The organism is Pantoea jilinensis, assembly GCF_019104105.1.
GTDB classification, from domain to species: domain Bacteria; phylum Pseudomonadota; class Gammaproteobacteria; order Enterobacterales; family Enterobacteriaceae; genus Pantoea; species Pantoea eucalypti.
Window position 1 is genome coordinate 2,766,213 of the sequence record NZ_CP077746.1, and the last position, 25,113, is coordinate 2,791,325.

At 54.8% G+C, this 25,113-nt stretch carries 23 protein-coding genes; 6 read left to right on the forward strand and 17 right to left on the reverse strand.

Going from position 1 to position 25,113, the window contains the following annotated elements:
• Positions 1 to 84: 84 nt before the first annotated feature.
• From potF to KTJ90_RS13075, 5 genes are all read right to left on the reverse strand, one after another.
• Positions 85 to 1,194: a spermidine/putrescine ABC transporter substrate-binding protein PotF gene (gene potF / locus KTJ90_RS13055; protein WP_003849278.1), complete on the reverse strand. Its 1,110-nt coding sequence runs from the start codon at positions 1,192 to 1,194 to the stop codon at positions 85 to 87.
• Positions 1,195 to 1,578: 384 nt separating this feature from the next.
• Positions 1,579 to 2,058 (reverse strand): YbjN domain-containing protein, encoded by a 480-nt coding sequence (locus KTJ90_RS13060; protein ID WP_003849273.1) that lies wholly within the window; start codon positions 2,056 to 2,058, stop codon positions 1,579 to 1,581.
• Between the two features lie 87 nt (positions 2,059 to 2,145).
• The gene (gene rimK / locus KTJ90_RS13065; protein WP_003849271.1) at positions 2,146 to 3,048 is read right to left on the reverse strand and encodes a 30S ribosomal protein S6--L-glutamate ligase; all 903 of its coding nucleotides are present in this window, start codon (positions 3,046 to 3,048) and stop codon (positions 2,146 to 2,148) included.
• A 20-nt stretch (positions 3,049 to 3,068) separates the two neighbouring features.
• Positions 3,069 to 3,791, reverse strand: a complete 723-nt coding sequence (gene nfsA / locus KTJ90_RS13070; protein ID WP_003849269.1) for an oxygen-insensitive NADPH nitroreductase — start codon at positions 3,789 to 3,791, stop codon at positions 3,069 to 3,071.
• A 16-nt stretch (positions 3,792 to 3,807) separates the two neighbouring features.
• Positions 3,808 to 4,059, reverse strand: coding sequence for a DUF1418 family protein (locus KTJ90_RS13075; protein ID WP_003849267.1), 252 nt, complete (start codon positions 4,057 to 4,059; stop codon positions 3,808 to 3,810).
• A 255-nt stretch (positions 4,060 to 4,314) separates the two neighbouring features.
• Between KTJ90_RS13075 and KTJ90_RS13080 the strand changes: the two genes are divergently transcribed.
• Positions 4,315 to 4,578, forward strand: a complete 264-nt coding sequence (locus KTJ90_RS13080) for a GrxA family glutaredoxin (protein ID WP_003849263.1) — start codon at positions 4,315 to 4,317, stop codon at positions 4,576 to 4,578.
• 88 nt (positions 4,579 to 4,666) lie between these two features.
• Here the strand turns inward: KTJ90_RS13080 and ybjM are convergent, their stop codons facing one another.
• Positions 4,667 to 5,032 (reverse strand): inner membrane protein YbjM, encoded by a 366-nt coding sequence (gene ybjM, locus KTJ90_RS13085; protein WP_003849260.1) that lies wholly within the window; start codon positions 5,030 to 5,032, stop codon positions 4,667 to 4,669.
• A 258-nt stretch (positions 5,033 to 5,290) separates the two neighbouring features.
• On the opposite strand from ybjM, the gene KTJ90_RS13090 reads away from it, so the two are divergent.
• Entirely contained in the window at positions 5,291 to 6,979 is a 1,689-nt protein-coding gene (locus tag KTJ90_RS13090) for an aspartate:alanine antiporter (protein WP_003849258.1), read from the forward strand.
• A 303-nt stretch (positions 6,980 to 7,282) separates the two neighbouring features.
• Complete coding sequence (gene ybjG / locus KTJ90_RS13095; protein WP_003849253.1) at positions 7,283 to 7,888, forward strand: undecaprenyl-diphosphate phosphatase; 606 nt, start codon at positions 7,283 to 7,285, stop codon at positions 7,886 to 7,888.
• Between the two features lie 418 nt (positions 7,889 to 8,306).
• On the opposite strand, the gene KTJ90_RS13100 is transcribed toward ybjG, so the two are convergent.
• On the reverse strand, positions 8,307 to 9,509 hold the full coding sequence (locus KTJ90_RS13100; protein ID WP_039659304.1) for a serine hydrolase: 1,203 nt from the start codon (positions 9,507 to 9,509) through the stop codon (positions 8,307 to 8,309).
• Positions 9,510 to 9,781: 272 nt separating this feature from the next.
• Here KTJ90_RS13100 and KTJ90_RS13105 point away from each other — a divergent pair, with 272 nt between their 5' ends.
• Positions 9,782 to 10,438 (forward strand): HAD family hydrolase, encoded by a 657-nt coding sequence (locus tag KTJ90_RS13105; RefSeq protein WP_003852323.1) that lies wholly within the window; start codon positions 9,782 to 9,784, stop codon positions 10,436 to 10,438.
• Between the two features lie 138 nt (positions 10,439 to 10,576).
• Here the strand turns inward: KTJ90_RS13105 and KTJ90_RS13110 are convergent, their stop codons facing one another.
• The 8 genes from KTJ90_RS13110 to KTJ90_RS13145 all read right to left on the reverse strand — a co-directional run bounded on the left by KTJ90_RS13110 (position 10,577) and on the right by KTJ90_RS13145 (position 19,602).
• Positions 10,577 to 11,713, reverse strand: a complete 1,137-nt coding sequence (locus tag KTJ90_RS13110; protein ID WP_499024886.1) for a PQQ-dependent sugar dehydrogenase — start codon at positions 11,711 to 11,713, stop codon at positions 10,577 to 10,579.
• A 118-nt stretch (positions 11,714 to 11,831) separates the two neighbouring features.
• A complete protein-coding gene (locus KTJ90_RS13115; RefSeq protein ID WP_003852320.1) occupies positions 11,832 to 12,467 on the reverse strand; it encodes a carbonic anhydrase in 636 nt (211 codons plus the stop codon).
• Positions 12,468 to 12,862: 395 nt separating this feature from the next.
• Positions 12,863 to 13,312 carry a DUF4385 domain-containing protein gene (locus tag KTJ90_RS13120; RefSeq protein ID WP_003852318.1) on the reverse strand — a complete coding sequence of 150 codons (450 nt, stop codon included), beginning with the start codon at positions 13,310 to 13,312 and terminating at the stop codon, positions 12,863 to 12,865.
• Positions 13,309 to 14,214 carry a glutathione ABC transporter permease GsiD gene (gene gsiD / locus KTJ90_RS13125; RefSeq protein WP_003852316.1) on the reverse strand — a complete coding sequence of 302 codons (906 nt, stop codon included), beginning with the start codon at positions 14,212 to 14,214 and terminating at the stop codon, positions 13,309 to 13,311. The genes KTJ90_RS13120 and gsiD overlap by 4 nt, the downstream gene beginning before the upstream one ends.
• Positions 14,211 to 15,140, reverse strand: coding sequence for a glutathione ABC transporter permease GsiC (gene gsiC, locus KTJ90_RS13130; RefSeq protein WP_003852314.1), 930 nt, complete (start codon positions 15,138 to 15,140; stop codon positions 14,211 to 14,213). Before gsiC ends, gsiD begins: the two co-directional genes overlap by 4 nt.
• A gap of 46 nt (positions 15,141 to 15,186) precedes the next feature.
• The gene (gene gsiB, locus KTJ90_RS13135; RefSeq protein WP_140033576.1) at positions 15,187 to 16,722 is read right to left on the reverse strand and encodes a glutathione ABC transporter substrate-binding protein GsiB; all 1,536 of its coding nucleotides are present in this window, start codon (positions 16,720 to 16,722) and stop codon (positions 15,187 to 15,189) included.
• A 54-nt stretch (positions 16,723 to 16,776) separates the two neighbouring features.
• Positions 16,777 to 18,633, reverse strand: a complete 1,857-nt coding sequence (locus KTJ90_RS13140; RefSeq protein WP_105099360.1) for a dipeptide ABC transporter ATP-binding protein — start codon at positions 18,631 to 18,633, stop codon at positions 16,777 to 16,779.
• Positions 18,634 to 18,642: 9 nt separating this feature from the next.
• A complete protein-coding gene (locus tag KTJ90_RS13145) occupies positions 18,643 to 19,602 on the reverse strand; it encodes an isoaspartyl peptidase/L-asparaginase family protein (protein ID WP_003852309.1) in 960 nt (319 codons plus the stop codon).
• Between the two features lie 256 nt (positions 19,603 to 19,858).
• Here KTJ90_RS13145 and moeA point away from each other — a divergent pair, with 256 nt between their 5' ends.
• Positions 19,859 to 21,094, forward strand: coding sequence for a molybdopterin molybdotransferase MoeA (gene moeA / locus KTJ90_RS13150; RefSeq protein ID WP_078804211.1), 1,236 nt, complete (start codon positions 19,859 to 19,861; stop codon positions 21,092 to 21,094).
• Positions 21,095 to 21,853, forward strand: coding sequence for a molybdopterin-synthase adenylyltransferase MoeB (gene moeB / locus KTJ90_RS13155; RefSeq protein ID WP_039659275.1), 759 nt, complete (start codon positions 21,095 to 21,097; stop codon positions 21,851 to 21,853).
• A 526-nt stretch (positions 21,854 to 22,379) separates the two neighbouring features.
• Here the strand turns inward: moeB and KTJ90_RS13160 are convergent.
• Complete coding sequence (locus KTJ90_RS13160; protein WP_008925818.1) at positions 22,380 to 23,972, reverse strand: ABC-F family ATPase; 1,593 nt, start codon at positions 23,970 to 23,972, stop codon at positions 22,380 to 22,382.
• 178 nt (positions 23,973 to 24,150) lie between these two features.
• Positions 24,151 to 24,552 (reverse strand): H-NS family histone-like protein, encoded by a 402-nt coding sequence (locus KTJ90_RS13165; RefSeq protein ID WP_003850507.1) that lies wholly within the window; start codon positions 24,550 to 24,552, stop codon positions 24,151 to 24,153.
• Positions 24,553 to 25,113 lie beyond the last annotated feature (561 nt).

Genomic DNA, 25,113 nt, shown 5'->3' on the forward strand with positions numbered 1-25,113 from the left:
AATTTGCCGCTAAAAATGGCACAACAGAGGCCGGTATTGCGCCTCTGTTGCTGATGCGTGACAGGTCAATCCGTTAAGGACGAACTACTTACCACTTTTTACTTTAGTCCATGCACGCGTACGCACACGATCCAGTTTCGGATCCTGGACTTTCAGCACGAACAATTTCGACATCGCTTCAGGTGTCGGGAAGATACCTGGATTGTTACGGACATCAGCATTGATCAGCGGCAGCGACGCTTTGTTGCCGTTGGCGTAGTTCATTTTGTTAGAGACATCGGCGATCACTTTCGGATCCATGATGTAGTTCAGCCAGGCGTAAGCACCGTCGAGGTTTTTCGCATCTTTCGGGATCGCCATCATATCGAAGAAGGCCAGTGCGCCCTCTTTCGGTACGCTGTAGCCCAGGTGCACCCCGTTTTTCGCGGCATCAGCACGGTTTTTCGCCTGCAGAATATCGCCCGACCAGCCGATGGCGACACAGATGTTACCGTTAGCCAGATCGTTGATGTACTGCGACGAGTGGAAGTAGCGGATATTCGGACGCAGTTTCAGCAGCAGGTCAGTGGCCGCGCCGGAATACTCTTTAGCATCAGAGGAGTTCGGATCTTTGCCCAGATAGTTCAGTACCGTGGCGAAAATCTCTTCTGGTGCATCCAGGAAGGAAACGCCACAGCTTTTCAGTTTCTCCAGGTTTTCTGGCTTCAGCACCAGATCCCAGCTGTTGACTGGCGCATCGGCGCCCAGTGCGGCTTTAACTTTATCGATGTTATAGCCAATACCCGTGGTGCCCCACAGATATGGAATGGCATATTTGTTACCCGGATCGTGTTGCGCCACTTTTTCCATTAGTGCCGGATCGAGGTTTTTATAGTTAGGCAGTTTGCTCTTATCCAGCGGCTGGAATACCCCGGACTGCAGCTGACGCGCCAGGAAACTGGAAGATGGCACCACAACATCGTAGCCGGTACTGCCCGCCATCAGTTTGCCTTCCAGCACTTCGTTGGAGTCAAACACATCGTAGACCACTTTGATGCCGGACTGCTTTTCAAAGTTCGGCACGGTATCTGGCGAAATATAATCGGACCAGTTGTAGACGTGCAGCGTTTTATCTTCCGCCATGCTGCTGGCCGACGCGGCCATCAGCGCAGCAGCTACCACAGCTGACAGCCATTTCTGACGTGAGTTGAACATATTTTTCCATCCTCCTGAGCGGGTCATTACAACGCTGCAAATCAGAGATCCCTGCATTGCGTTCCGGACAAAACGTCAGTGACACAATGAATCATTATTCAGCGGGAGTTTAATAGCAAAAACCTATAGCTGAGACGCAGTTACGCGCCTGTTACAGCCCCGCAAGCATAGCCCCACCCGTCATGCTGTACCAGACCTCAGCGTAAAAAACGCCTGAAACCGATATTTTATGCATGTTTAAGCTATGAGGTTCGGCTTTGATGGCATAAACCACGACAAATATCTGGCGTTAAAGGGCAAAGTGCAGAATAAAAAAAGGCGGCGGCGGATAGCGGGCATAAAAAAGCCGTCTCAGGGACGGCTTAGTGGGCGACCCTGTCGGGCTTAGTGCAGCACAGAATGGACGCTGGTCACCGGAACGTGCTCTTCTTCTTCGCCCACAATCAGCAAATTGTTGGCAAAGGCTTCCAGAATGACCATGGAGATCTGCTCTTCACTCTGCTTCATAAAGTGTGAGAACTGACCAAACGTTAATCCTGCCGTGGTGGTCATTGACTGACAGACAATGAGCTTCGGCAGATTATCATCCTGAATGTCGATAAATGCTTTCACCGTCAGTGAACTGGCATTGATTTGCGACAAATCGCCGACCAGCGGAATCAGCGCCGTTGGCTTCACTTCAGCCAGCGCCGAAAACAGAATGACGTTGTCGACCAGATCGATTTTGGCGTCAAACACCCCATCAAAGTTTTGCATGTGAGGCAGATGAAGTGCCTGACAGGCATCGCATTCGAACCAGGTGATATTTTGCTGATCCAGCCAGCGACGCAGCAGGTCGATATCCGGAACGACAAGAGAATCCATCGTAAAATCCCAGTGGGGTGATAAACAGGCGACTTAGCTTACGGAAAAATGCGCGGCGATGCCACGAAAACTGCTGAAAAGCGCGCGTCAGCCAGCGGTTTTAGGACGGAGCCCGGGGATAGCCTGCTGCTCGATCCGCTGGATCATTAACGCGGCGATGTTAAGGTCGCTGCTGGTTTCGATGCCCTCCAGACCTGGCGAGGCGTTAACTTCCATCACCAGTGGGCCACGATGAGCGCGCAGAATATCGACGCCCGCCACTTCCAGTCCCAGTGTGGCTGCCGCTTTCACGGCCATCTGCCGCTCCTGTGACGTGATCTCGACGGGATACGCTTTGCCACCACGATGCAGGTTGGAACGGAAATCGCCCTCTTTCGCGACACGCTCAATCGCGGCCACGACCTGATTGCCGATCACCAGACAGCGAATGTCACGTCCCTGCGCTTCTTTAATAAACTCCTGCACCAGAATATGGGCATTCAGGCCGCGAAAGGCATCAATAACACTCTCTGCCGCCTGACGTGTTTCGGCCAGCACGACACCAATGCCCTGGGTTCCTTCTACCAGCTTGACCACCAGCGGTGCGCCGCCCACCATGGCAATCAAATCATCGGTATCATCGGGCGAAGAGGCAAAGCCGGTCACCGGCATGTCGATGCCTTCTCGTGCCAGCAGCTGCAGCGAGCGCAATTTGTCACGGGTGCGGGTAATGGCGGCGGACTCATTCAGCGGATAGCTGCCACACATTTCAAACTGCCGCAGTACCGCCGCGCCATAAAAAGTGATGGCGTTACCAATGCGCGGGATAACGGCATCGAAATGACCCAGCGGTTCACCACAATAGTGAACCGCTGGCGAGGCAGGATTGATATTCATATAGCAGGAGAGCGGATCGATGACCTGTACTTCGTGGTCGCGCGCAGCGGCCTCATCACGCAATCGTCGGCTGGAATAGAGCGTTTCGTCACGTGACAGGATGGCTATCTTCATCGCTGCTCTCCCTTTCTGAATTAACGCGTGGCCCAGCCCTGTTGATGCAGATAATCGAGCATAAACGGACGCGTCTCTTTAATGATCAGCCGCTGGATTAGCTCGCTCCAGGTTTCACTACGCTGGTTACTGTCGCGCTGCTGATAATAGAGTTCTGTGCGGCTATCGTATTCTGCCAGCACCGCCGGATCCAGTGGCTGATAGCGATTCTCATGTACCAGCATCGCATGTGGCATACGCGGTTTGACGTCCGGCTTCGATTCCGGATGACCCAGGCAGAAACCAAACAGCGGCAGCACAAACTTCGGCAGGCCCAGCAGTTCTGTCACTTCCGCAATGCTGTTACGAATCCCGCCGATAAAGACGCCGCCCAGATCCAGTGATTCCGCTGCGACCATGGCATTCTGCCCCATCAGCGCGGTGTCGACACAGCCCAGCAGCAATTGCTCGGCACGGCCCAGTTGTGCATCCGGGCAAATCTGCAGGTGGCGATTAAAGTCCGCGCAGAAAATCCAGAACTCAGGCGCATCTGCGACCCACGTCTGCCCGCCGGTCAGCGTTACCAGCTTGTCACGCAGCGCTTTGTCGGTGATACGGATAATAGAAGAGCACTGTAAAAAGCTGGATGTGGACGCCGATTGCGCCGAATTAATAATCGCTTCACGCTGCTCTTCGCTGACCGGCTGGTCAGTAAAGGCGCGGATCGAACGGTGGCTGCACAGTAAATCAATGGTCGGTGTCATAAAGTCTCCAGCAAAATTATCTTTTTTTATCAATCTGATTGAACAGCTGTGGTGCTATCGCTTTCGCGGTGCGCCACATTAACAGCCACGCAGCAGGCAGCATCAGAACCACGCCGGCGATGAACAGCACAGTGGCCAGCGTTTTCACGTCAGCCATGTCTGGCAGCGGAAGCCAGTGGTTGATCAGCAGCAGCGCGCCTAAAATCAACAGGCCACCTGCCGCCTCCATCACCACCACAAACCGGGGCAATCTGGCTACACTCTGCATCACATCCTCCTGCCTTAGCGGCTTACTGAGCGTCAATTATGGTCAACAACCCAAAAATTGCGCGGGATATAGAGGCCGCTGCTGCGAAAAAGCCCCTGTTTCAGATGCTTCCTGAACGCGCGGCAATAGCGTGCGGGCATCAGACTAACAGGCAAATCCTGCTTTCCTTAAGCGATACGAGCGGGCATGATGGTGCCCATTCTCTGTTTCGTTGTGTGACATACATCACATAATAGTCGCTGCAAGGAGTTCTTTATGATTGCTGTTATTTTTGGTCGTCCGGGCTGTCCTTACTGTGTGCGTGCCCACGAACTGGCCGATAAACTGACCGCTGAGCGCGATGATTTTAGCTACCAGTACGTTGATATTAACGCAGAAGGCATTACAAAAGCCGATCTGGAAGCCAGCGCCGGTAAACCGGTCAGCACCGTCCCACAGATTTTCGTGGACGAAAAACATATAGGTGGCTACACCGAGTTCGCTGCATGGACTAAAGAGAATCTGGGATTTGTCGCGTAAGCGCAAAGGGCCGGAATGAAAAAGGCGAGGCAGAAAATTCTGTCTCGCCTTTTTTGCTCTCTGGCTGTGGGAAATCAAACGGCACCCTTCAGTTGAGTGACGCCATGACAATCTGCATCAATCGCACCAGCAATGCCCCGCAACCTGCCCAGAACAGGGCGCTCAGGCTCCAGGCCACTAAAAAGAATCCGCTACTGTGAATAAACAGGCTGTTGTTTAACAGCAGTGCTGCCAGTAACGTTCCCCAGAGTCCCATCAGCAGCGTGCTTTTTAGCGGGCTTTCCACCTGCATCAACGCCATCACAATACCGGGCAACATAAAGAGCAGTAATTCGGGCTGACCACGAAGCGGGCCGGGACCGACTTGCCAGAAACGACAGGTAAAAACAAACACCAGACTATACAACACCACGCCGCACAGGCGGGTTGTCCAGAGATAAGAGCGCTGCGGCATACTACCCCACTGATTAAAAATAACCCCGACAATAACCTGCTGATATCCCTGATGCGTTCAGATGGAAATAAAAAGAAACAGTTCGTTGTGGCAACGAATGAAAACAGCCAATGGCTGAGAAAGATAATTGTGATTAGAATAGCGCCGCGGTAAAGGTTCCATTTACAGCATTGATACAACAGAACCTCAACGGCCTGCTCACGATAACGAAAAACAGGCTACTCTTCAATAGCTTACATGTAAACAAGAAGTTAAACAGTGAATATTAACGTCGCAGGATTGTTAAGCGGAAATGACATTTTGTTATTATTTGTCGTTTTAGCGCTTGGCCTTTGTCTGGGTAAGTTGCGTCTTGGCTCAGTTCAGCTGGGAAATTCGATTGGCGTATTAGTCGTTTCGCTCTTATTAGGCCAGCAACACTTCACGATCAATACCGATGCATTGAGCCTGGGCTTTATGCTGTTTATTTTTTGTGTCGGCGTTGAAGCCGGTCCCAACTTTTTTTCCATTTTCTTCCGCGACGGCAAAAATTATTTCATGCTCGCCATCGTCATGGTGGTCAGCGCACTGCTGCTGGCGCTGGGGCTGGGCAAACTCTTTGGCTGGGATATTGGCCTCACCGCTGGCATGCTGGCCGGTTCGATGACCTCAACGCCGGTACTGGTCGGCGCGGGTGATACCCTGCGGCAAAGCATCACCGATCCAAAGCAGCTCGCACTCATGCAGGATCAGCTGAGCCTCGGCTATGCCGTAACCTATCTGATTGGCCTGGTGAGTCTGATTTTTGGCGCACGCTACCTGCCCCGTCTGCAACATCAGGATCTGCCCACCTGTGCCCAGCAAATTGCCCGGGAACGCGGTCTGGATGCGGACAGCCAGCGCAAAGTCTTTCTTCCCGTCATTCGCGCCTATCGCGTGGGCGCGGAACTGGTGGCGTGGAGCGGGGGCAAAAACCTGCGTGAACTGGGCATCTATCGTCAGACCGGTTGCTACATTGAGCGTATTCGCCGCAACGGTATTCTCGCCAGTCCCGATGGGGATGCGGTACTGCAGCTGGGTGATGATATCTCGCTGGTCGGCTATCCCGACGCACATGCCCGGCTCGACCCCAGCTTTCGTAATGGTAAAGAGGTGTTTGACCGCGATCTGCTGGATATGCGCATCGTTACCGAAGAGATCGTGGTGAAGAACCATAATGCGGTAAACAAGCGCCTGAGCAAGTTAAACCTCACCGATCACGGCTGCTTCCTGAACCGGGTGATACGCAGTCAGATTGAGATGCCGATCGATGACAGCATCATACTGAACAAAGGTGATGTGCTGCAGGTCAGCGGTGAGGCACGACGGGTCAAAAGTGTGGCCGATCGCATTGGTTTCATCGCGATTCACAGTCAGATGACCGATCTTTTAGCTTTCTGCGCCTTCTTTATCGTGGGTCTGATGATTGGCCTGATTACTTTCCAGTTCAGCAATTTCAGTTTTGGTATTGGTAACGCAGCGGGTCTGCTGTTCGCCGGTATCATGCTCGGCTTCCTCCGTGCCAACCATCCGACCTTTGGTTATATTCCGCAGGGCGCGCTGACGATGGTGAAAGAGTTCGGGCTGATGGTGTTTATGGCGGGAGTAGGATTAAGCGCTGGCAGCGGCATTAATCACGGCCTGAGCAGTGACGGTGCCCTGATGCTACTTTGCGGCCTGCTGGTGAGCCTGATTCCGGTGATCATCTGCTATCTGTTTGGTGCCTATGTGTTGCGGATGAACCGCGCCCTGCTGTTTGGTGCCATCATGGGTGCGCGAACCTGTGCACCGGCCATGGAGATTATCAGTGATACCGCACGCAGCAATATTCCGGCGCTGGGGTATGCCGGAACCTATGCCATTGCCAACGTATTGCTCACGCTGGCGGGGACACTGATTGTGATCATCTGGCCAATTTTGCCTTTATAAAATTTTTTTGCCTGCGTCCAGAACTTTATAGTTAAGCGATAGTCATAATAAGTGCCACTGCTTTTCTTTGAAATCCCCAAATTGTGGAGCCCGCTGGTCTTTTTCCTGGCGGGTTTTTTTATGCCCTTTTTTCCTCCCTGCGCCACTCACCAGCACCACAAACTGACCCGAAACGGTCATAAAACTTAAACAGTTGTGCAACTCATTATCAGATTCGGAGCCTTTCCGTAGACGAATTGCGTCTTAAAAAGCAGGATGGTGCGCTGTTAAGTTAGCTATTTGTGCTGAGGAATGTATCCCGAAATGGAAGAGCTGAACCACTCACTGTTTACTGCCATCAATGCCACTCCGGCGTCACCCGCCTGGTTAATACACCTCGCGACCTTTATTGCCAAAGACCTGATTGCCATTGTGCCGCTGTTAATTGTGGCGATGTGGCTCTGGGGACCGCGCGATCAGGTTTCTTCACAACGGGCGCTGGTTCTGAAAACCGGTATGGCGCTGATTTATGCGCTGGCAATCTCCTGGTGTGTCGGCCATCTGCTGCCGCATCCCCGCCCTTTTGCCATTGGTTACGGCTATCAGTTCCTGCACCACGCCGCCGATGACTCCTATCCCAGCGATCACGGCACCACGATTTTCACCTTTGCGCTGGCCTTTATCTTCTGGCATCGCCTCTGGTCGGGCGTAGTGCTGATGATAGGGGGTTGCGCTATCGCCTGGTCGCGGGTCTACCTGGGCGTTCACTGGCCAATGGATATGCTGGGTGGGTTCCTGGTGGGTCTGCTGAGTTGTCTGGCGTCGCATCTGGCGTGGCAGTTCTATGGCGAGCGGATGCTGGCGGTGATCAACCCGCTCTACAGGGCGCTGTTTGCCGTACCGATTCGTAAAGGCTGGACGCAGGATTAAAAAGGGACATGTTAGCGTTCCTGAGATTGCTGACAAAGTCTGGACTGGTTGCTGTAAGACTGAGCCTGCACAGGAAACACGCTCGGATCGGAAAGACGCAAAAACTGCCATCCATGGCTCGCTCCGCCCGCGCGATTACGCCCCTCATCCCTGAGGGGCGCCCGTAAAGGGGCCAACGCGTTGCGTTGTTCAAAAACGCTCCCGGCGTTTTTAGTACGCACCTCATCCCTGAGGGGCGCCCGTAAAGGGGCCAACGCGTTGCGTTGTTCAAAAACGCTCCCGGCGTTTTTGTCCATGGCGCGGGACGCTTGCCTCCTTTGACCGTGTTCCCTGCACGTTAAGCTAATTCATTGCTGCCAGATGCATCCTGATTTGGGTTTGCCAGCAGTCAGCAGGGACGCCTCAGCGTCCCTCAGACTTATGAAAACCACTTCCCGAACCAGCCGTTGAACTTCATCATCACGAAATCAATCATCCGGCTGAAGAAGCCGCCTTCCGGCACGTCCTGCAGCACCACCAGCGGACGCTGCTCAATCGTTTTGCCATCAAGCTGGAAGTCGATGGTGCCGACCACCTGATTCTTCTTCAGCGGCGCTTCAAGCTGCGGCGCATTGAGTTTGAAACTCGCCTTCAGGTTCTTCATCTGCCCTTTTGGAATGGTCAGTGCGGCATCTTTCGCCACACCCAGATTCACCTGACTCTTGTCACCAAACCAGACCCGCTGCTGCGCAAACGGCGCATCCGCTTTTATCGGCGTTACTGTTTCAAAGAAACGGAAGCCCCACGTCAGCAGCTTTTCACTTTCACGAAAACGAATCGCATCGCTGGCGGTGCCGAGTACCACCGAGATCAGACGCATATCGCCTTCCGTCGCGGAGGCCACCAGGTTATTGCCTGCGCCTGAGGTATGGCCGGTTTTAACGCCATCCACTTTGAGGTTGGTGCTCCACAACAGACGGTTGCGGTTGATCTGACGAATATTGTTAAAGGTGAACTCTTTCTCTTTATTCAGGGCGTACTCTTCAGGCACATCGCGGATCAGCGCCTGAGCAATCAGCGCCATATCCCGCGCAGTGCTGTACTGCCCTTCTGCATCCAGACCATGCACCGTCATAAAGTGGGTGTTCTGCAGTCCCAGCGCCTTCACGTAGTTATTCATCAGGCCGATGAACGAATCCTGACTGCCTGCCACATAATCCGCCAGCGCGATACAGGCATCATTACCGGACTGAATCACAATTCCTTTATTCAGCTCATGCACCGGAATGCGGTCGCCAGGCTTGAGGAACATCAGCGAAGAGCCGCGCAGCTTAGGATTGCCAGTCGCCCAGGCATCCTGTCCGACGGTGACCAGATCATCCGGTTTGATTTTGCCTGCTTTAATTGCCTGACCCACTACGTAGCTCGTCATCATCTTAGTCAGACTGGCGGGATCGAGACGCTGATCGGCACTGGATTCAGTCAGCACTTTACCGCTGGCGTAGTCGATCAGAATCCACGCTTTAGCATCAATGCCGGGCGCGGCGGGAGCCTGCTCAGCAAAAACGCTGATGGGGGCAAGAATCAGTAATGAGGTGGCAGCAAAGTGCCGCAGGCGAGATGAGAAGCGAGTGTTTGTCATGAGCTTGGCCGGATTGTCCTTGTTAAATCGAAATTCCAGGGGCAGAAAATTCTCACTCAAACGCTACCCCCTGACGGCAGTGAAAAAAACCGTCGAATCGTAAAGTTTTTTAGAGTTTAGTAGAGTAACCCTGGCATAAACGCCGCGCGCGTGCCCCTTTTTTCCGATTCTGTCGCCACCAAAACTGCGTGAAATTCCGATTTTTCGCAGAAGAGTTAAGCCCGTCACAAATATCAGCTAACCTGAACGCCAGTCAGCCGAGGAGACCGACCATGGACTTAGCCCTTTTTGATCTTGATGAAACACTCATTTGTGAAGACAGCACCAGCCTGTGGCTGCGCTGGCTGGTATCACAGGGATTTGCTCCCAGCGAACTGATTGATCAGGAACAGGCATTAATGAATCAGTATTATGCCGGTACGCTTTCGATTGAAGAGTATATGAATAAGACGCTCTCACCGCTGGCGGGCATGGCGACGCTGACCGTTGAAGGCTGGGTGCGTCGCTTCATTCAGCGCGACATCCTGCCTCGTGTCTATCCGGCCGCCCGCGAGCGGATCGAATGGCATCGGGCGCGCGGCGACCGGGTGATGATCATCTCTGCCAGCGGCGAGCATCTGGTGGTGCCGATTGCTGAGAAACTCGGAGCCTGCGGCGCGCTGGCGATTGGTGTTGAAATCGTGGACGAGCGTTACAGCGGCAACACCTACGGCACCATGACCTATAAAGAGGGCAAAGTGACCCGACTGGGTGACTGGAAAGCGCTGCAGCAGCAGGAGCACTTTGAGCGCACCTGGGCCTACAGTGATTCAATGAACGACCTGCCGCTCCTGGAGCAGGCCGATCATGCCCATGTCATCAACCCGGATGCGCAGCTACACCAGGAAGCGTTAAACCGTGGATGGCAGGTTTATCACTGGGCTCGCTGATTCAGCGTCGTGTCCATCGGGCGTAATTTTTGCAGACAGCCCGGGCGCTGAACAATCGGAACGCACATGGAGTACGCGAGGGTTGCAAGCAGAGCCAGGTGCAGACTGAAAAATTAACTCACCTGATGGACAAGGTTTTTAGCCGCGGGATGCGCCAGCGTCCTGCGCTAATCCCACTCTCAACAGCTTGCCATTGGCCTCATCGGTCAGCACATAGAGATAGCCATCCGGCCCCTGTCGCACATCACGAATCCGCACATTCTGATCCCCCAGCAGCCGCTGCTGCTCCACCACTTTTTCGCCGTTAATACTCAGACGAATCAGGTTTTTCTCTTTCAGTGCACCGATGAATAGCGAGTTTTTCCACTGGGGAAAACGGGCGCTGTTATAAAACGCCATGCCGCTGATAGCCGGAGAAACTTTCCAGTGATACAGCGGCTGTTCGGTGCCCGCGACATGAGTGCCTTTTGACTCCGGCACGTTGTCGCCATTGTAGTCAATGCCGTACGTCGCCAGCGGCCAGCCGTAATTCTTGCCCCGGGCCATGATATTCACTTCATCGCCGCCTCGCGGGCCATGCTCGTTTTCCCATATCATGCCGGTCCAGGGGTTAAGCGCCAGTCCCTGCGGATTACGCAGACCATAGGCCCAGATTTCTGGCCGTGCGCCGGCCTTTTTCACAAACGGGTTATCGTCAGGCACGCTGCCATCAGCATTCAGCCGCAGCAGCTTGCCCTGAAGCTTATCGAGATCCTGCGCCGCACTGCTGACAAAATTATCGCCGAATGCAATCCAGAGATAACCCTGGGTATCAAAGGCCAGCCGGGTGCCGATATTGTTGCCGCTGGAGAGCATCGGCGTCTGCCGAATCACCTCACGAAAATCGCTGAGCTGCCGGTTATCCTGGCTCAGCGTCCCGACGCCCACTACCGCGCCCGCTTTGCCGCTGCTGTTCGCCTCGGTGTAGCTCAGCCAGACGCGACGGCTGGTCGCAAAATCGGGTGCCAGCACCACGTCCAGCAAACCACTCTGCCGTTGTGCCCAGACTGTCGGCACCCCTTTGATTGGCTGCGACAGACCGCTCTCCGGGCTCCAGCTGCGCAACTGTCCGCTACGTTCGGTAATCAGCAGGGTTTTGTTGTCGGGCAGAAAGGCAACGGACCATGGATGTTGTAACTTATCCTGTAATACCTCAACTTTCACGTCAGCGGCAAACAGCGGCGAAGCGCAGAATAGCGCGCTACTCAGCAGCAGAGCGGTCGAAAAACGGGACATAGGGATCTCCTGACAGGATGGCTTGACCTTAAGCGTAGTCATCCGTCGCGGGGTGAACCTGAGGATTTACAAAAGATTAAACAGGAAACCCGCTGCAGGACGCAGCGGGTGAAAGGCATTACTCGAAACAGGTATCCGGATTATCCGACAGGGTGATGAACTGCTTGCCACCCTGGGTCAGCGCCATAATGGTGCCGCTTTCGATATCGTAGACCCAGCCGTGCAGACGCAGCTTGCCATTACGCAGGGCAACGGAGACCGACGGATGGGTTTTCATGTTGTTGAGCTGGGCGATAACGTTCTCTTTGACCATTTCGTTCAGCTTCTTCTCTGGCGAGTCATACTGACGCTGCTCAACCACCGCTTTTGCCGCATCGGCATAACGCAGCCAGTGCTCAACCGCTGGCATGGTATCCATGCAGGCGCAGGAGGCGATGGCATTCATGGCACCACAGTTAGAGTGACCACAGATGATGATGTCGGAGACACCCAGTGCGACAACCGCATATTCGATAGTGGCAGAGACACCGCCTGGCTCCGGGCCGAATGAGGGAACGATGTTGCCCGCATTGCGGATAACGAACAGCTCTCCTGGCTCCTGCTGTGTTACCAGTTCAGGCACCAGACGGCTGTCTGAACAGGAGATGAACAGCGCTTTCGGATTTTGATTTGACGCCAGGCTTTTGAAAAGATCCTTCCTTTCAGGAAACACATTCTGCTGGAAATTCAGAAATCCGTTGATGATCTCTTTCATTATTTAGCTCTCACATTATCCATTTCATTACCTGAGGAGCATAGCCTCCTCAGTGGGGTTTGCTGGTTTATTATTAATGAAAACAAGTGAATATCAACCCGAGTTTTGCAGTCAGCCCTAGACCATCGCCACTGTCAGCGTTTCGCTTATCGGTCAGCCAGAAGCATCCTGGTTGATTTCTTTTTATAGCACGGGAAGTTACTGGAAAAGGTAACGTTTGATCCGTCTGCTTTTTTTACCTGAGATCGCGCTCCGCTTTTACGCGTTTTTTCACTACTTTACGCACGACATAGCAGGTGGACGTACTTTCACTTTTACGTCAGCGGCTGTGGCACACGCTGGAGGGCCGCCTGAACCGCAATGCTGCGCGACAGGCCGCCGGGGGGAATCAGCACTCAGCCATACTGTTGCTGATGCGCTTTTTTACGTTTCAGATAGTCCTCATCTTCCCGAAGTTTATCCCAGTACGCTTTGAAAATGGCCGCCGCTGCGGCTTTCTCTTCGTTGACGCCGCGCGGCAGCTCTTTGCCGTCTGCGTCATACTTGCGTCCGCCTTTATGATTGCTGTAGCGACGCGCTCGGGTATACCCCATCTGGATAAATTTGCGCGCCATATCCATACCGACAAAATCATCCTGACGCCGGTAATCCTCAAACAGCGCCATGATTTTCTCAGCCGACTCTTCAGCAATGGGGACAGTGCGAAAACGCCAGTGCGGCAGAATTTCGCTCTTATAAGGCTCGACCATCAGCACACCCTGCTCGCCTCGCCCGACCTGATAACGCTCGGGATGCTGGCGGAAATCAATCGTGCTGAAGTCCTGATCATAATCGAAAGGTTTCATCTCTTTAGTTTAGGATCAAGTGCGTCACGCAGCCCGTCTCCCAGTAAATTAAATGCCAGAACCGTGAAGAAAATGGCCAGACTGGGGAAAATCGCTACATGAGGCGCAATCACCATGTCGGCACGCGCCTCATTCAGCATCGCGCCCCACTCCGGTGTGGGCGGTTGTGCACCCAGCCCCAGAAACGACAGGCTGGCAGCGGTGATGATCGAAGTGCCGACCCGCATGGTGAAATAGACCACAATCGGCGATACCGTACCGGGCAGGATATGCCGCATCAGAATGGTCCAGTCAGACGCGCCAATACTGCGTGCTGACTCAATATAGGTCTGATGCTTCAGCACCAGCGTATTGCCGCGCACCAGGCGGGCAAAGGCGGGAATACTGAAGATAGCCACCGCCACAATCACGTTGCTCATGCCGCTGCCCATGATCGCCACCACCGCAATTGCCAGCAGGATGCCGGGAAACGCGAACAGCACGTCACAGATGCGCATGGTAATGCGGTCCCACCAGCCTTCGTAATACCCGGCAAGCAGCCCAAACAGCGTGCCAATCAATGCGCCGATCACCACCGAAAAGAAACCGGCAATCAGGGAAATACGCGTCCCGACCAGCACCCGGCTGAAAATATCACGACCCAGCGAATCGACACCAAACAGGTGAATCAGGGACGGGCCCTCATTGAGCCGGTCATAATCGAAGTAGTTCTCTGCGTCGAACGGCGCAATCCACGGAGCGATAACCGCCAGCACAATCAGCAGCAGTACAAACGCGCCGGCCAGCAGCGCCACCGGCTGCTGCCGGAAGCGCCGCCAGAACTCTCGCCATGGCGTACGAACCCGGTTCTCCGCAATCAGCGGCATTGTTTTCAGGGCCGCTTCACGTCGCCAGTTTTTCATCGCGACTCCTTAAAGCGAATAGCGGGATTGATCACCGCATAGAGCATGTCGACAAACAGATTGATCAGAATAAACTCCAGTGAAAACAGCAGCACCTCTGCCTGAATAACCGGATAGTCGCGCATCGCCACCGAGTCGACCAGCAGACGGCCCAGTCCCGGCCAGTTAAACACCACTTCGACGACGATCGATCCCCCAAGCAGAAAACCAAACTGCAGCCCCATCATCGTCACCACCGGGATCATCGCGTTGCGAAGGCCGTGTTTCACCACCACCAGCGACTCGCGTACCCCTTTAGCCCTGGCGGTGCGCATGTAATCTTCCTGCATCACCTCCACGAACGACGCGCGGGTAAAGCGTGCCATTACCGCCGCCACCGCCGCACCTAAGGTGATCGAGGGCAGAATGTAATGTTTCCAGCTGTCAGCACCGACGGTTGGCAGCCAGCCCAGCTCCACTGAGAAGACCTGCATCAGCAGCATGCCCAGCGCAAAGGCGGGAAACGAGATGCCCGATACCGCCAGCGTCATCCCCAGCCTGTCAGGCCAGCGGTTGCGCCAGACAGCCGAAACAATGCCGATGGTCATGCCAAAAATCACCGCCCAGATCATGCTGGCCAGCGTCAGCCACAGGGTCGGCATAAAGCGCGAGGCGATCTCATCCGCAACCGGCCGCTTTGAGACCATCGACTGGCCGAAATCACCCTGCAGCGCATTCAGCATAAAATGCCAGAACTGTTGCGGCAGCGGCTGATCCAACCCCAGTTCCTGACGCACCAGCGCCACCACGGAGGCATCAGCTTCCGGCCCGGCAATCAGGCGTGCCGGATCGCCCGGCAGCATATGAACAAACAGGAACACCAGCACCGCCACTATCAGCAGCGTTGGAATCAGCCCCAACAGTCGTTTAAGAAAATAGTTAAACATGCAACATCCTGCAGCTGCGGCCAGCCACGCAGGCTGGCCGGCTCCGTTACTTCAGAGTGGCCTCATCAAAATTGAATGAGGTATCGGGCATCACATAAAAACCGCTGAGGTTTTTGCTGTTGGCAGAAACCAGCTGCTCCACCACCAGCGGGATCCACGGATGGTCCTGCCAGATGGTGTCCTGCGCATCTTTATACAAGCGCGCTTTCTCTGCACGGTCAGTGGTTTTCAGCGCATCGGCCAGATCTTTATCCACCTTAGGATTGCTGTAAAACGCCGTGTTAAAGATCGCCGGTGGCCAGGCTGCGGTAGCAAACAGTGGCGTCAGCGCCCAGTCTGCTTCGCCCGTTGAAGCAGACCAGCCGGTGTAGAACATCCGCACGCCGCTCTCTTTCTGGCCCTTGCCCTCCACTTCTGCGGCACGCTGGCCCGCATCCATCGCCGTGACTTTTACCTTCACGCCAACCTGCGCCAGCTGCTGCTGAGTGAACTGCAACACTTTCTGCGCGGTGCTGTGGTTATGTGATGACCAAAGCGTAGTTTCAAACCCGTTCGGATAACCCGCCTCTTTCAGCAACGCACGGGCTTTGGCTGGATCGTAGCTGATGGCCGGATAGGTCTGTGCAAAGTCGACAGCGGACGGCACGATGCCGGTAGCGGGTGTGGCGTAACCGGAGAAAGCCACTTTCGCCAGCGCCTGACGGTTGATGGCATATTCCAGCGCCTCACGTACCTTCGGGTTGTCGAACGGCTTCTGAGTGACGTTGAGGCTGATATAACGCTGCATAATGGAAGGTGAGGTCACCACATCCAGCTTGCTGTTCTTTTCCAGCAGTTTCACCTGCTCATAAGGCACCGGGAAAGCAAAGTTTGCTTCGCCGGTCTGCAGCATCGCCGCACGGGTGTTGTTGTCCACCACCGGACGCCAGGTGATGCTGTCCAGCTTCGGATAGCCCGGCTTCCAGTAACCGTCCCACTTCTTCACTTTCACAAAATCGGTCTGGTTCCAGGTTTCAAACACAAACGGTCCGGTTCCTACCGGATGGAAACCGATCTCTTTGCCATATTTTTTCAGCGCGGCTGGCGAAATCATCGCCGCCGCCGGATGGGCCAGGTTGTTGATAAAGGCAGAGAACGGCTCTTTCAGCGTCACTTTTACCGTCGTCGGATCCACGACTTCCGTACTGGCGATGCGTTTAAACAGGTTGTAGCGCTTGAGATGGTTATCCGGGTTGCTGGCACGATCGAGGTTGACCTTTACCGCTTCCGCATTGAAATCCGTGCCATCCTGGAACTTCACGCCAGGACGCAGCTTGATGGTATACGTCAGGCCGTCGGCGCTGGCCTGATAGCTCTCTGCCAGCACGTTAGTCAGTTTCATATCCTTATCGAAGCCAAACAGACCCTGATAGAAGGATTTCGCGACCGCCTGCGACAGTGTGTCATTGGCGTCATAGGGATCGAGCGTGGTGAAGTTGGACGCGACGGCAATCACCGCATCCTGTGCTGCCCAGGCGGGCAATGTCATTGCGCTGCTTAACACGCCAGCTGCCAGTAACCCTTTACGCATCGTCATCTGCATCTTGTTCTCCTGTAATCCCTGTCGGGTTGGTCGCCGGGGCGACATTGTCACTGTTCAGGTCGCGCTGATAATGTGGCGGGCGACGAAATGGCCCGGAGCCACCTCCATCAGCGGCGCCACTTCAGGTTCATCCCCTAACGCATGGATCGGGCTGGGGATCTCATCGACCAGTAAGGCGCGTTCACGACGCCGGTGAGCCGGATCGGCGACCGGCACCGCTGCCATGAGTTTTCGGGTGTAGGGATGCTGAGGCTGTTCAAACACCGCCTGACGCGGCCCCATCTCGACAATCTGACCGAGATACATCACCGCCACGCGGTGGCTGATACGCTCCACCACCGCCATATCGTGGGAAATAAACAGGAAGGCGATGCCAAACTCGCGCTGCAGGTCGAGCATCAGATTAATAATCTGCGCCTGAATCGACACATCCAGCGCCGAGACGGACTCGTCGGCAATCACCACTTTGGGGTTCAGCGCCAGCGCGCGGGCTATACAGATGCGCTGACGCTGCCCGCCAGAAAATTCATGCGGATAACGCTGAGCATGTTCCGGCAGCAGTCCCACTTTATCCAGCAACCAGGCAACGCGCTGCTCCGCCTCGCGACGCGGCATCGCCTTGTGGACCAGCAGCGGCTCCATAATGGAGAAGCCGACCGTCAGCCGGGGATCCAGCGAGGCGTAGGGATCCTGGAAGATAAACTGAATATCACGCCGCAGATGGGCCAGCGCGGCACCGGATAGATGATCTATTCGCTGGCCGTCAAACGTCAGCGTGCCGCCCTGACTGGCCACCAGCTTCAGCAGCGAGCGGCCGGTGGTCGATTTACCACAGCCAGACTCCCCCACCAGTGCAAGCGTCTCACCGGCATAGAGATCAAAACTGACTTTTTCGACGGCATGAACCCGGCTTTTAACCCGATTTAGCAGACCACCGCGAATATCAAAGCGGGTGACCAGATCGCGCACCTGCAAAATCGGCGGCTGCAGGCGGCGTACCGTATCCTGCGGCACATCATCAACGGCATCACTGTGCAGCAAGGGGAATTTGGCGGGTAAAGGCTGCCCCTGCATCGAGCCGAGTTTTGGCACCGCCGCCAGCAGCGCCTGTGTATAGGGCTGCTGTGGTGCGCTGAACAGCTCGGCGACCGGAGCATTTTCCACTACTTCGCCGCGATACATCACCTGCACCCGGTCGGCCATTTCGGCGACCACGCCCATATCGTGAGTGATAAAAATCACCCCCATCTGCATCTCTTTTTGCAGCACGCGGATGAGCTGCAGAATCTGCGCCTGAATGGTGACGTCAAGCGCGGTGGTCGGTTCATCGGCAATCAGCAACGCCGGCTTGCAGCAGAGCGCCATCGCAATCATCACGCGCTGGCGCATCCCACCCGACAACTGATGCGGAAAGCGGGATAAGACATTCTGCGCATCGGGAATGCGCACCAGATCCAGCATCCGGCGCGCCTCTGCCAGCGCCCCGGCGTGGCTCAGGCCCTGGTGCAGACGAATGGATTCGGCAATCTGCTCGCCCACGGAGAAGACCGGATTCAGTGAGGTCATCGGCTCCTGAAAGATCATCGCCATATCCGCGCCGCGCACCCGGCGCATCTGACCTTTTGAGGCGCGCATCAGATCCAGCACGTCGCCGTTGCGACGGCGCAATTGCACTTCTCCGCTGACGATTCCGCCCGCCTGCTCAATCAGTCTCATCAGCGCCAGCGAGGTGACCGATTTCCCCGAACCTGACTCCCCCACCAGCGCCAGCGTTTCGCCCCGAAACAGATCGAGTGACAAATGACGCACCGCATCCGTGACGGTGTCTTCGTGCTGAAAACGCACATTGAGATCGCGCACCGCGAGTACCTGTTCAGGGGCCAGCGGCGGTAACGTTTGCCTGTCGCTCATCACTGCTCCTTAACTTTCGCGATATATCGCGACGTCCGCCGCTTCGCCGACGCGCCCAACACCCCGATACATGCCTTCGCTGTTAAACGGCAGCGCCACGTTACCTGCACGATCCACCGCAATCAGCCCGCCGCTGCCGCCCAGTTCCAGCACGCTGTCATGAATGACATTAACCGTAGCCTGCTGCAGCGAACGTCCGGCGTAGCGCATCTGCGCAGCCACATCGTAGGCCGCCAGCGTGCGCATAAAGACTTCACCGGTGCCGGTACAGGAGACGGCCACGCTGTCGTTGCTGGCGTAGCAGCCCGCACCCGGTAGCGGTGAGTCGCCGACCCGCCCGGCCTGTTTATTGGTCATACCGCCCGTTGAGGTAGCTGCAGCCAGGTTGCCTGCCAGATCCAGCGCGACGGCGCCTACCGTACCGAACTTGCGGTCCGGATCGAGCGGGTCGTCGCTGTGCGCGGCACCATCGTGGTCCAGCACCGCGGTATCGCTGTTCAGCGCGCGCTGCAACTGCTCCCAGCGTTCCGGCGTTGAGAAGTAATCTTGTGCAACCATTTCCAGCCCGTTCGCTACGGCAAACTGCTCTGCACCCTCGCCGATAAACAGCACATGCTCGCTTTTTTCCAGCACGGCACGTGCCGCCAGCACCGGATTACGCACCCGCGTCACGCCCGCGACCGCGCCCACATCCAGCGTACGCCCATCCATGATGCAGGCATCAAGTTCATGAGTGCCCTGATGGGTGAACACCGCGCCTTTACCGGCGTTGAAAAGTGGACACTCCTCCAGCAGTCGCACGGCCTCCGTCACCGCATCCAGTGCGCTGCCACCCTGAGCCAGTATCTGCTGACCCTGAGTAACAATATCGTGTAGCGCCTGACGATAGTGTTGTTCTTTTTCAGCGCTCATTGCTGCGCGCGAAATTGCACCCGCGCCGCCGTGAATGGCGATCACTGCATTGACCATAACGCTTTACCCTGTGGTTGCATCAGGACGAAAAACACTGATTTAAAATGGTTTTCACCCATTTTGGGTGATTTTTGACTATAGAAAGCCTGCTAAGTGTTGTAAAGCGGAAACTGTTCCTGTGGTTATAACCTTTTCTTACCACCCTGATTCATTTTTGCCATAACAACCGGCGCGTCTGACCGACACCGATGTGACTCAGCGGCTAATCCGACTCATAATAGGCAGCATCTGAGTTAACCAGGCTGGACTGTTTATGGAAAGTTTTACTGCAGGTTTGATCTCCCTTGAGGAGGCGCAACAAAAAATGCTGTCACAGCTGACGCCCGTTACCGACTCACTGAGCGTGTCGCTGGCCGACGCGGTCGGCCGCATCACGGCAAAAGCCGTCACCTCCCCGATCGCCGTGCCGCCCTTTGATAACTCTGCGATGGATGGCTACGCCGTCAGGCTGGCCGATGTCAGCAGCGGCCAGCCGTTACCCGTCGCGGGCAAAGCCTTTGCGGGCGCGCCGTTCAGCGGTGAGTGGCCGCAAGGCAGCGTGATTCGCATCATGACCGGTGCCCCAGTGCCCGCAGGCTGTGAAGCGGTGGTGATGCAGGAACAGACCGAATCTCAGGGCGATGCGATTGTGATTACCGCGCCCGTGCGTCCAGGACAAAACATCCGCCTGACCGGCGACGACATTCAGCCAGGTCATGTGGTGCTGGAAGCGGGAACACGTCTGGGTGCCGCCGAGCTGCCGCTGCTGGCTTCGCTGGGTATCGCACAGGTGAGCGTGCTACGTAAACTGCGGGTCGCTATCTTCTCCACCGGTGATGAGCTTCAGCCGGTCGGTGAGCCGCTGGCAGAGGGCCAGATTTACGACACTAACCGTTTTGCGGTCTCGCTGATGCTGCATAAGCTCAACTGTGAAGTCATCGACCTTGGCATCATCAAAGATGATCCTGCTGCCCTTCGCGCCGCATTTGAGGAAGCCGATCGGCAGGCGGATGTGGTGATCAGCACCGGCGGCGTCTCGGTCGGCGAAGCGGACTTCACTAAAAATATGCTGGAAGAGCTGGGCGCGATTAGTTTCTGGAAACTGGCGATTAAGCCTGGCAAACCATTTGCCTTTGGTCGTCTTAACAGCAGCTGGTTCTGCGGTCTGCCCGGCAATCCGGTCTCCGCCGCCGTGACCTTCTATCAGATGGTACAGCCGCTGCTTGCCACCCTTACCGGCCAGCAAAAATCCGCCTTGCCGCCCCGTCAGAAAGTGCGCAGCGCCTCGCGACTGAAAAAGTCGCCGGGCCGCCTCGACTTCCAGCGCGGCATCCTGCGCCAGAACGCACAGGGTGATCTGGAGGTGGAGACGACCGGAATGCAGGGTTCACACGTCTTCAGCTCTTTTGCCCAGGCGAACTGTTTCATCGTGCTGGAACGTGAACGCGGAAACGTTGAGCCGGGCGAATGGGTTGAGGTAGAACCGTTCAACGCCTTGCTGGAGGCATAAATGGTGCCTGAATTAAGCGATGAGGAGATACTGCGTTACAACCGGCAGATTGTCCTGCGCGGCTTTGATTTCGACGGTCAGGAGCGGCTCAAAGCGAGTCATGCGCTGGTTGTCGGGCTGGGGGGACTCGGCTGCGCCGCCGCGCCCTATCTGGCGTCTGCGGGCGTCGGCAACATGACACTGCTCGACTTCGATACCGTGTCGCACTCTAATCTGCAACGGCAGATTCTGCACCATGACGTGGATATTGGCCGCGCCAAAGTGGACTCTGCCGCGCAAAGCCTGGCCGCTATCAATCCGCACTGCCTGCTGCATCCGGTCAATGGACAGCTGGAGGACGCAGCGCTGCTGGCGTTGATTGCCCGGCAGCAGGTGGTGCTGGACTGCACCGACAATGTTGCGGTGCGTGAGCAGCTTAACCGGCTCTGTCGGCAGCAGCGGGTGCCACTGGTCTCGGGCGCCGCAATTCGGATGGAAGGTCAGATCAGCGTATTTAACTGGCAGCCCGGCACGCCCTGCTATCGCTGCATCAGCCGCCTGTTTGGCGAACAGACCCTGAGTTGCGTGGAAGCGGGCGTCATGGCCCCGCTGGTTGGCGTCATTGGTGCAATGCAGGCGATGGAAGCGATTAAAGTACTGACCGCCTTTGGCACACCCGCCACCAGCCGGTTGCTGATGTACGATGCGATGAGCGCGGAGTTCCGCAGCATGAAAGTCGCGCAGGACGCGCACTGTGAAGTGTGTGGCGGTGGAGATTAACCTTCTGCAGATATCCGTTCGCAGACAGCTCAAAACTTAAAGCGAAGGGAGCATACGCCTGTAGCAAAGCATCGCGCCGCCCGGATAAAAACGCCGGGAGCGTTTTTTGAACAACGCAATGCGTTGGCCGGGTTACGAGCGCACCTCAGGGATGAGGTGCGTAATCGCCCGCGCTGAGCATGCCAGGGATGGGGTCTTTTATGTCTTTGCGAAACACGTATGCTCCCTGAAGCCCGCTCAGCTGATAAGAGTGTGAATGCTTAGCGATCAGATTGAGATCTGCTTCAGGAACACGGGCAGATCGGAAAGTCGCTTAAACCATCCATGGATGCTCGGCCCACGCCGTCCCTGGCGCGGGACGCTTTCCTCCTCTGACCGTGTTCCCTGCGCCTTGAGCATTTGCGTTGCTGTCAGATAACCTATGAGCGTGGCATTCAGCCCAACCCACACCCTCTGACAATCAATAAGCATTCAGCTCTCTCATCAGCACCAAAAAAACGGGGTGGCCTGCGCCACCCCGTTTTTATCAGACGATACCCTGACTGCGCAGGTAATCTTCATAATTACCGGTGAAGTCCACCACCTTGTCTGCTTTCAGCTCAATCACGCGGGTTGCCAGCGAGCTGACAAATTCGCGGTCATGTGAAACAAACACCAGCGTGCCTTCATACATCTCCAGCGCCATATTGAGTGATTCAATCGACTCCATATCCAGGTGGTTGGTCGGCTCATCCATAATCAGAATGTTCGGTTTTTCCATCATCAGCTTACCGAACAGCATACGACCCTTCTCACCACCCGAAAGCACTTTCGCCGGCTTCTTAATATCATCCTGCGAAAACAGCAGACGACCCAGAATACCGCGAATGGTCTGCTCATCATCGCCAGGCTGTTTCCACTGACTCATCCAGTCAAATACTGTCAGGTCATTGGCAAAATCATCGGCGTGATCCTGAGCGTAATAACCAATGCGTGCGTTCTCTGACCATTTAACAGTGCCATTATCTGGCGTAAGCTGACCCACCAGCGATTTCAACAGCGTCGACTTACCAATACCGTTGGCACCGATGACCGCCAGTTTCTCACCGACTTCCAGCAGCAGATTTAAATTCTTAAACAGCGGACCGTTATCAAAGCCTTTCGTTAAACCTTCCACTTCCAGCGCATTACGGAACAACTTCTTGTCCTGCTCAAAGCGGATAAATGGGTTCTGACGACTGGAAGCTTTCACTTCATCCAGTTTAATTTTATCCATCTGCTTGGCGCGTGATGTCGCCTGACGCGATTTAGAGGCGTTAGCACTAAAACGACTGACGAACGATTGTAAGTCAGCAATCTGCGCTTTCTTCTTCGCGTTATCTGATAACAGACGTTCACGTGCCTGCGTTGCAGCGGTCATATATTCGTCATAATTACCGGAATAAACCCGCAGCTCGCCATAATCCAGATCGGCCATGTGAGTGCAGACCATATTAAGGAAATGACGGTCATGCGAAATGATAATCATGGTGCTGTCACGCTCGTTCAGCACCTGCTCCAGCCAGCGAATAGTGTCGATGTCCAGGTTGTTCGTCGGTTCGTCGAGTAACAAAATATCGGGATTTGAAAACAGCGCCTGTGCCAGCAACACACGCAATTTAAAGCCCGGCGCAATTTCGCTCATCGGGCCGTAATGTTGCTCAACCGGAATACCCACGCCGAGCAATAACTCACCGGCACGGGACTCGGCGCTATAGCCGTCCATCTCACCGTAGAGCGCTTCAAGATCGCCGACTTTATACCCCTCTTCTTCGCTCATCTCGGGCAAAGAATAAATACGGTCGCGCTCCTGCTTCACTTCCCATAATTCATGGTGACCCATGATTACGGTGTCCAGTACGCTGAATTCTTCAAAGGCAAACTGATCCTGACGCAGCTTACCGATACGCTCATTAGGATCGTAAGAGACGTTGCCGCCTGAAGGCACCAGATCGCCACCCAAAATCTTCATGAAGGTGGATTTTCCGCTGCCGTTCGCACCGATTAAACCGTAACGATTACCGCCGCCAAATTTAACGGAGATATTTTCGAACAGTGGCTTGCTGCCAAACTGCATGGTGATATTGCTGCTAACTAACACGGCATTGACCTTTGTGAAGAGAATGGATGAAAAAACGGCGGCTATTATGCCAGATGTGACGCAGCGCACGCCAGCGTCAGGCGTGGATTCCTGGCGGGGTGATTGATATCCCGGCAGAAATAAAAAAGCCGGAGGGCCATATTGGCCCCCCGGCTCCCACTTACAAGGATTGTGTTGATCAATCGATCAGGAAACTGTCCAGGCTTTTACCGGAATCCAGCGCTTTTTTAATCGCTGCCGGGGTACGGCCCTGGCCAGTCCAGGATTTCTGCTCACCATTTTCGTCGGTGTAAGAATATTTAGCCGGACGCGGCGCACGCTTGGTGCGTTTTTTTCCGCTCTCCAGCGCACCTAATAATTCATTAGGATCGATGCCATCAGCCAGCAGCATTTCGCGATATTTAGACAGCTTTTCTTCTTTTTCGCGATTCTGTGTCTCTTCCGCTTCTGCTTCTTCGCGGCGCTCAGTAACGACTACCGTTAATTTTTCCAGGATCTCTTCAAGATCGGTCAGTGGCAGTTCACGAGCCTGGGCACGTAATGTGCGAATATTGTTCAGTACCTTAAATGCGTCACTCATCACAATGTCCTTGATTAAGGGGGGTTAATAAAACTGTAGCGCCAAGACTACCTAATTCAAATAAAAAAATAAATTATTTTTACGCTACAGATAATTCCTAAGTTTTAATTTCAGTTAAAATCTTACTATTAAATCGGCAGTGGCTGGTAATTTATTAACGCTGAATTAACAACAAATCGCCCTTTTACTCAACCGATGAAAACGATTTCAGCCTTGTTATACCGGCAACAGGCGTTAACGATTTTCGCTAAACGCGCACTACAGCGCGTCATTAATTGCAATTAAAGGTTCGTTGATAGCTGATTAAACGCGTGCCCTGATTGAGATCTCTGTCACACCAGCTTACAGATCATGCCTGAAAAACCGCCTCCCCTACCTTAAATAGTGCAAAATTATTACCGCTCGCGTGTTTTTTTAATTATCCCTCAGCGTGCAGCCAGCCCTTTTTTAACGGTGAGATTTCCAGCAGCGTCAGATTATTCGCAGCCCGACCGGCTGTGCAATAACTGTAGGGTCTGGCTCCGCCTGGTGAATGATCACGTGCTCTCACCTTAACAGTCG

Excerpts from the sequence above, each read along its gene's own strand:
- potF (WP_003849278.1), bottom strand. The coding sequence starts at position 1,194 with ATGTTCAACTCACGTCAGAAATGGCTGTCAGCTGTGGTAGCTGCTGCG.
- KTJ90_RS13060 (WP_003849273.1), bottom strand. The coding sequence starts at position 2,058 with ATGGATTCTCTTGTCGTTCCGGATATCGACCTGCTGCGTCGCTGGCTG.
- rimK (WP_003849271.1), bottom strand. The coding sequence starts at position 3,048 with ATGAAGATAGCCATCCTGTCACGTGACGAAACGCTCTATTCCAGCCGA.
- nfsA (WP_003849269.1), bottom strand. The coding sequence starts at position 3,791 with ATGACACCGACCATTGATTTACTGTGCAGCCACCGTTCGATCCGCGCC.
- KTJ90_RS13075 (WP_003849267.1), bottom strand. The coding sequence starts at position 4,059 with ATGCAGAGTGTAGCCAGATTGCCCCGGTTTGTGGTGGTGATGGAGGCG.
- KTJ90_RS13080 (WP_003849263.1), top strand. The coding sequence starts at position 4,315 with ATGATTGCTGTTATTTTTGGTCGTCCGGGCTGTCCTTACTGTGTGCGT.
- ybjM (WP_003849260.1), bottom strand. The coding sequence starts at position 5,032 with ATGCCGCAGCGCTCTTATCTCTGGACAACCCGCCTGTGCGGCGTGGTG.
- ybjG (WP_003849253.1), top strand. The coding sequence starts at position 7,283 with ATGGAAGAGCTGAACCACTCACTGTTTACTGCCATCAATGCCACTCCG.
- KTJ90_RS13100 (WP_039659304.1), bottom strand. The coding sequence starts at position 9,509 with ATGACAAACACTCGCTTCTCATCTCGCCTGCGGCACTTTGCTGCCACC.
- KTJ90_RS13105 (WP_003852323.1), top strand. The coding sequence starts at position 9,782 with ATGGACTTAGCCCTTTTTGATCTTGATGAAACACTCATTTGTGAAGAC.
- KTJ90_RS13110 (WP_499024886.1), bottom strand. The coding sequence starts at position 11,713 with ATGTCCCGTTTTTCGACCGCTCTGCTGCTGAGTAGCGCGCTATTCTGC.
- KTJ90_RS13115 (WP_003852320.1), bottom strand. The coding sequence starts at position 12,467 with ATGAAAGAGATCATCAACGGATTTCTGAATTTCCAGCAGAATGTGTTT.
- KTJ90_RS13120 (WP_003852318.1), bottom strand. The coding sequence starts at position 13,312 with ATGAAACCTTTCGATTATGATCAGGACTTCAGCACGATTGATTTCCGC.
- gsiD (WP_003852316.1), bottom strand. The coding sequence starts at position 14,214 with ATGAAAAACTGGCGACGTGAAGCGGCCCTGAAAACAATGCCGCTGATT.
- gsiC (WP_003852314.1), bottom strand. The coding sequence starts at position 15,140 with ATGTTTAACTATTTTCTTAAACGACTGTTGGGGCTGATTCCAACGCTG.
- gsiB (WP_140033576.1), bottom strand. The coding sequence starts at position 16,722 with ATGCAGATGACGATGCGTAAAGGGTTACTGGCAGCTGGCGTGTTAAGC.
- KTJ90_RS13140 (WP_105099360.1), bottom strand. The coding sequence starts at position 18,633 with ATGAGCGACAGGCAAACGTTACCGCCGCTGGCCCCTGAACAGGTACTC.
- KTJ90_RS13145 (WP_003852309.1), bottom strand. The coding sequence starts at position 19,602 with ATGGTCAATGCAGTGATCGCCATTCACGGCGGCGCGGGTGCAATTTCG.
- moeA (WP_078804211.1), top strand. The coding sequence starts at position 19,859 with ATGGAAAGTTTTACTGCAGGTTTGATCTCCCTTGAGGAGGCGCAACAA.
- moeB (WP_039659275.1), top strand. The coding sequence starts at position 21,095 with ATGGTGCCTGAATTAAGCGATGAGGAGATACTGCGTTACAACCGGCAG.
- KTJ90_RS13165 (WP_003850507.1), bottom strand. The coding sequence starts at position 24,552 with ATGAGTGACGCATTTAAGGTACTGAACAATATTCGCACATTACGTGCC.